Source organism: Streptomyces sp. NRRL S-646 (genome assembly GCF_000720765.1).
Lineage (GTDB): Bacteria > Actinomycetota > Actinomycetes > Streptomycetales > Streptomycetaceae > Streptomyces.
Genome location: NZ_JODC01000077.1, coordinates 1 through 1,046, shown reverse-complemented (window position 1 = coordinate 1,046; position 1,046 = coordinate 1). Strand labels below are relative to the sequence as shown.

The window sequence follows — 1,046 nt, the reverse complement described above, 5'->3', positions numbered from 1 at the left end:
GGGAGGTTCTCGCACAGTTCGTAGCCGGAGTAGACGCCCCAGGTGGGGGAGAGGGTGGCGGCCAGGACCGCGCGCAGTTCGAAGGCGGGGCGGCCGCCGTGCTGGAGGAACTCGTGGAGGATGTCGGGGGTGTTGACGAAGAAGTTGGGCCGCATGTAGGCGGCCGCCTCGCCGGACAGCTCGGTGAGGTACTCGGTGAGTTCCTGTTTGGTGTTGCGCCAGGTGTAGTAGGTGTAGGACTGCTGGAAGCCGATCTGGGCCAGGGTGTGCATCATGGCCGGGCGGGTGAACGCCTCGGCCAGGAAGATCACGTCGGGGTCGGCGGCGTTGATCTCCGCGATCACCTTCTCCCAGAAGACGACCGGTTTGGTGTGGGGGTTGTCGACGCGGAAGATCCGCACGCCCAGGCCCATCCACAGCCGCAGCACCCGCAGGGTCTCGGTGATCAGGCCGTCCAGGTCGGCGTCGAAGGCGATGGGGTAGATGTCCTGGTATTTCTTGGGCGGGTTCTCGGCGTAGGCGATGGTGCCGTCGGGGCGGTGGTGGAACCACTCGGGGTGTTTCTGCACCCAGGGGTGGTCGGGGGAGCACTGCAGGGCGAAGTCCAGGGCCACTTCCAGGCCCTGCCGGGCGGCCTGCTGGACGAACCAGGCGAAGTCGTCGAGGGTGCCGAGCTGGGGGTGGACGGTGTCGTGGCCGCCTTCGGGGGAGCCGATGGCCCAGGGCACGCCGACATCCGTTGGGCCGGCGGAGAGGGTGTTGTTGCGGCCCTTGCGGAAGGTGGTGCCGATGGGGTGGATGGGCGGGAGGTAGAGGACGTCGAAGCCCATGGCGGCGATCGCCGGGAGGCGGCGGGCGGCGGTGCGGAAGGTGCCGTGGGGCTGGTCGTGGGTGCCCTCGGAGCGGGGGAAGAACTCGTACCAGGCGCCGTACAGGGCGCGTTCGCGTTCCACCAGCAGCGGCAGGGTCTGTGAGGCGGTGACGAACTCCCGCAGCGGGTGCCGGGCCAGCACCGCGTCCACCTCCGGCGTCAACGCCGCCGCCAG

Annotated in this window: 1 pseudogene; it reads right to left on the bottom strand. The window is 69.3% G+C overall.

Going from position 1 to position 1,046, the window contains the following annotated elements:
* A pseudogene (locus IH68_RS0148930) lies at positions 1–1,046 on the bottom strand (alpha-1,4-glucan--maltose-1-phosphate maltosyltransferase); the annotation flags it as partial.